The organism is Parabacteroides sp. merdae-related_45_40 (assembly GCF_001915675.1).
In genome coordinates this window covers 1-5190 of sequence record NZ_MNQY01000096.1, presented here as the reverse complement: position 1 = coordinate 5190, position 5190 = coordinate 1, and the positions used below count along the sequence as shown (strand labels likewise).

Annotated in this window: 3 protein-coding genes; 2 read left to right on the top strand and 1 reads right to left on the bottom strand. The window is 47.2% G+C overall.

What is annotated here, in order from left to right:
- Both BHV83_RS11265 and BHV83_RS11260 read left to right on the top strand, forming a co-directional pair.
- The coding region (locus BHV83_RS11265; protein WP_286757532.1) for a SusC/RagA family TonB-linked outer membrane protein at positions 1-2865 on the top strand (2865 nt) is incomplete at its 5' end.
- A gap of 15 nt (positions 2866-2880) precedes the next feature.
- Complete coding sequence (locus BHV83_RS11260) at positions 2881-4770, top strand: RagB/SusD family nutrient uptake outer membrane protein (protein WP_005636163.1); 1890 nt, start codon at positions 2881-2883, stop codon at positions 4768-4770.
- A 59-nt stretch (positions 4771-4829) separates the two neighbouring features.
- On the opposite strand, the gene BHV83_RS11255 is transcribed toward BHV83_RS11260, so the two are convergent.
- Positions 4830-5190: N-acetylmuramoyl-L-alanine amidase (locus tag BHV83_RS11255; RefSeq protein ID WP_286757531.1), on the bottom strand; the 361-nt coding region annotated here is incomplete at its 5' end.

Here is a 5190-nt window from a genome sequence, read left to right as displayed (position 1 = left end):
CTCAACGTGACGATGAAAGAAGACACGGAAGAGCTGGAAGAAGTGGTTGTGATCGGTTACGGCACGGCCAAGAAGAAGGACTTGACGGGGGCGATCTCGACCGTTAAAGCCGAGAGTTTGGAAAAAGAAACTCCCCGTTCCGTCCAAGACTTGTTGAGAGCCAATGCACCCGGTGTTTCGATTGGGGCATCTGTCAATGCTGAAGGTACGGCTTCTGTTCAGATTCGTGGTAAAAACACGTTAAGTGCGGGATCCGATCCTTTGTATGTGCTGGATGGTGTGATCTTCAACGGTGACTTGTCGGATATCAATCCGATGGATGTCCAGTCTATCGATGTGTTGAAAGACGCCAGTTCTGTCGCTGTATATGGTGCAAAAGCAGCGAATGGAGTTATTGCCATTACTACGAAAAAGGGTAAGACCGGCAAACCTGTTGTCAACTTCAATTCGAACTTTGGGTGGGTGCAGGCTAATTCGGTTCCGGAAGTGGTAGACGGTGCCGGTTTTGTCAAATTTCGTCAAGAATATTCTGAAAGTTTGCTGACTCCGGAAGAATTGGCCGCCAAAAAAGGAATGTATGACGATCCGCGTACGTTGGGTAGCTTAGGAGTTGACCCGTTGACTTGGTATAATTACGACCAGTCGACTCCTGCTACGGCTTTGCCTTCTGAAGAACAAATGTTGACAACTTGGTTGGGACGTCTGAACTTTAAGAACATTGAAATCCAAAATTATTTGAACGGAGTTGAAACAGACTGGACCGACCTTGTTTTCCAAACAGGTTTCCAGCAAGACTACACGGCCAGCATCTCTAACCGTACAGACAATTTTTCCTATTTTTGGTCTATGGGATATGCAGATCGCGAAGGTGTCAAAGTTGGTGACCGTTTCAAAACATTCCGCACCCGGTTGAACTTGGAGTCTAAGGTAACGGATTTCTTGACAATAGGTTTGAATTCTTCTTTCGGAACGAAGGATAAAGGTGCATTGTCTGCCGATGTAGGACAGCGTACGAACAATTCTCCTTTTACAACAAATGAAATCGATGATCCGGATAGTCCATACAGAATGTATCCTTCTGGCGACAATAATACTAAAAATCCGTTTTTCGATAACTTGTACAGAGATCGTAAAGATATGGAACACAAACTGAACGCCAATATCTATGCGATTGTCAAACTTCCGTTCGGATTTGAATATCAGATGAACTTCAACCCATATTATAAATGGTACGAATACTACAATCACGACTCTTCCCAACATCCCGAATGGGCCGGCGAAGGGGGAAAGTCCGAACGCAAAAATCAAAAGACGTTCAACTGGCAGATTGACAACATCGTCCGTTGGAAAAAAGAATTCGGCAAACATCGCGTTGAAGCTACTTTCTTGCAGAATGCAGAAAAGGGACAGTATTGGGAGACTATCGCCAAATCGTCTCAATTTACTCCGAGCGATATTTTAGGCTATCATAATATCGGGGCTGGAACCGTACCTGTTGTTTCCAGCAATGACACATATAAGACCGGTGATGCCTTGATGGGACGTTTGTTCTACTCTTTTGCAGACAGATATATGGTGACGGCTTCTGTGCGCCGTGACGGGTATTCCGCTTTCGGGCAGATGAATCCGCGTGCCACTTTCCCGGCTGTGGCATTGGGGTGGGTGTTTACCTCTGAAAAATTTATGGAACCGGCCAGTTCCTGGTTGAACTATGGAAAACTGCGTTTCTCTTGGGGGCAGAACGGTAACCGCGACATCGGTCAGTATGATGCATTGGCCAAATTGAATTCCGGTCTGCATCCTTATATCGACCAGAATGGCAACATTTATGTCACTTCTCAGATTTATGTAGATCGTATGGCTAATAAAGGGTTGAAATGGGAACGTACGTCATCCTACAACATCGGTTTGGACTTTTCTTTATTCAATGATCGTTTGAGAGGTTCTATGGAAACCTATATGACCGAGACGACTGATTTGCTGGTCGACCGTGCCTTGCCTTCTATTTTGGGATTTGCTAGTGTAAAAGCCAATTTGGGTAAATTGGCGAATAAAGGTTTCGAGTTGTCATTGAACGGTGATATTATCCGTACGAACGACTTCACGTGGACCTCTTCCGGTAGTTTTTCTTTCAACCGTCGCAAGTTGAAAAGCCTGTACGGCGACATGGAGGATGTTCTGGATGAAAATGGCAATGTGATCGGCCAAAAGGAAAAAGATGACCCGAAGAACGGGTGGTTTATTGGCCATGATCCGGATCAGATCTGGGATTATGAGTTCGGAGGCGTGTGGCAGCTGGGACAGGAAGAAGAAGCTTCTAAGTATGGTTGCAAACCGGGTGACTTCCGTTTCATAGACCAGGATGGCAACGGTGTGCTTGATGACGATGATAAGACGTTCCAAGGCTATAAGACACCGCGTTTCTTCTGGTCTTGGAGAAATGAATTCATTTATAAGGACTTCAGCCTGTCTTTCATGCTTTATTCTGATATAGGCCATTATGATTATTATAACCATGCTTCCAATAGCGGTGGTATGTTTGACCGTTATTCTACGTACGACCAACCTCGTTGGACTCCTGAAAATCCGACGAATGAATACGGGCGTATCGGTTCGTACCGGTTTGCCAACTATTATAAGAAGAAAACGTTCGTCCGTATGGATAATATCTCTTTGTCATATGCAGTACCCAAGGATTTCCTGAAGAAATTCAAAGTGCAGAATATGCGCATTTCCCTTACGGCACGTAACCCGTTCACCATAACCGGTTGGGATTATTTCGATGTCGAAGCCACGAAAAAGAATCGTGACGATGGGCTTTATGGCATGAGATCTTATAATATAAGTTTTAATTTCACTCTTTGATAAAGACGAAAGAATATGAAGAACAACAAACAAAAATATATCATCGGAGCATTGGCCTTGTTGCCTTTGTTGACGACCGGCTGTAAAGAGAGCTGGCTGGATCCGAAACCTCTCTCTTTTTATACGCCTGAAAACACCTACGTGGATGCAGAGGGCATGTATTCGGCTATTGTAGCTTGCGAGCGTAATATGCGTCATGAGTTTTTCGGAGACCAGTCACCGATTTTGACCGAATATTATACTTCTGACGTTGCCGTGAACGGAAAGACCGACGAAAGCGGTGCTTTGGTCGATTTTGACAACTATATGCTTCCTACCCAAACCCAAAATAATGCTAAAAACAAGATGCAATGGTATTGGGATGAGGGTTTCAAGGGAATCAAATATGCCAATATCGTATTGTCGCGTATCGATGCTGGAACCTACAAGGATGAAGCGGAACGGAATGCTGTTTTGGGTACTGCCTATTTTCAACGGGCTTACCGCTATTATAAGTTGACCCACCAATTCGGAAATGTCCCCTTCCTGGATCGGGAATATACGGAACCGAAATTGGATTTCTACTCTCATGACCGTTGGAGCATTTTGGAGCAATTGAAAAAAGATTTGGAATTTGCTTATGAATGGGTTCCGGAAAAGGTGGATCGTGGAAGAACTTCCAAAGCTGCCTGCGGTGTCTTGCTGATGAAAGTCGCGATGTGTTTGGGTGACTTTGACCGTGCTATCGAGATCGGTAAAGAGATTGTCGCCAACCATCCGTTGATGACAGCTCGTTTCACCTCGAACAAGAACAAGCCGAACACGAATTTGATGCACGACTTGCACAGTGTAGAGGCGAAGATGGACATGTCGAACACAGAAGGTTTGATGTATGTCGTGTCTTATCCGGACGTGGAAGGTCGTGACAGAATCCAGACCATGCGTAATGCGACTCCCTATTGGGCGAAAGGTGCGGCTATCGTCACCCCTGACGGGAAGACCGGTACGGCTATTTCACCTGCGGCAGCTGATAAAGGTACGGAAATCGATAACGACTTGCATGTCGGTCGTGGCATCGGTTCCTGTCGTGCCAACAACTACCTGCAATATGACATTTGGGGTGAAAAAGAAAAAAACGACCTTCGCAGTCCTAACGCATCGGGTAGTTGGCGCCGTATGACCGATTTGTATTATAATGACCCGGGCTTGAAAGGTAAATCCGAATGGTATGGAAAACATTTGGTTCGCCCGACCAATATGAGCGTGTCTGATTCGGTACGTTGCTGGTTCTCATGGCCGCATTATAAGTTGTTTGTTCCGGATCCTACGAAGGATACTGACCGTAGCGGTGGCGAGACTGCTTGGTATATTTATCGTTCAGCCGAAGTCTACCTCTTGATGGGCGAATGTTATTATTGGAAAGATCAATTGCAGGAAGCGGCCAACATGCTGAACGTCGTTCGCGAACGTGCAGGAGCTGAACCGCTGAATGGATCTGAAATCAATATCGGCGCTATCTTGGCTGAACGTGCCCGTGAGTTGTATTACGAGGAATGCCGTCATATCGAGTTGGTTCGTATTTCTTATATTTATGCTAAGACCGGCAAACCTTGTGAGGTATTCGGTGGCCGTGTATATAAGTTGGATAACTTCTCCGGTCCCGGTGGAACAGGCTCGAATGTGAAAGAGCCTGGTTATAACTTCTGGTATGACTGGATGATGACGGTCAATAACTTCTTCCGTGACGGGACTGAGGTTGCCAACGGTAAATACCGCATCAGCGTCCATCATGTGCTATGGCCTGTCCCCTATAATGCGATCACAACCAATACCGGTGGCGTTATCAACCAGAACATCGGCTATCCGGGGGCCGAGAATAACATCACCCCGTTGAAAGTCGGTGAAGAGACTCCGGCTGGAAAGTAGTATAGGGAAAACGCGCACAATAACAACACCGTGTAAACGAGACGCACCCCGCGGAGGCCTCAGGGCCTCCCACGGGGTGCGTCTTTCTTGTATTCTTTCGCTGCGTCGAACGAAGGACAGGCCTTTTGGGGGTTCAAGTCGCGGTGTCCTACGGTGAGGGCTGCCGGGAAGTGGCGGCCCAGCTCTTGCAACAACTGCGTGAGGGCAGCCTTCTGGGCAGGCGTGCGAGTGTCTGCGGGGAGGCCTTTGCCGTCCAGTCCCCCTTCGTAGCAGATGCCGATGCTGTGGCGGTTGTGACCGAAGCAGTGCGCCCCCTCCAGAGAGAGCGGCCGGCCGGGATGTACCCGGCCGTCGCGTGTGATGTAGTAATGGTAGCCGATGTCGCGGAAGTGCCGGCCGTCGATATGGTCCCGGCGGCAA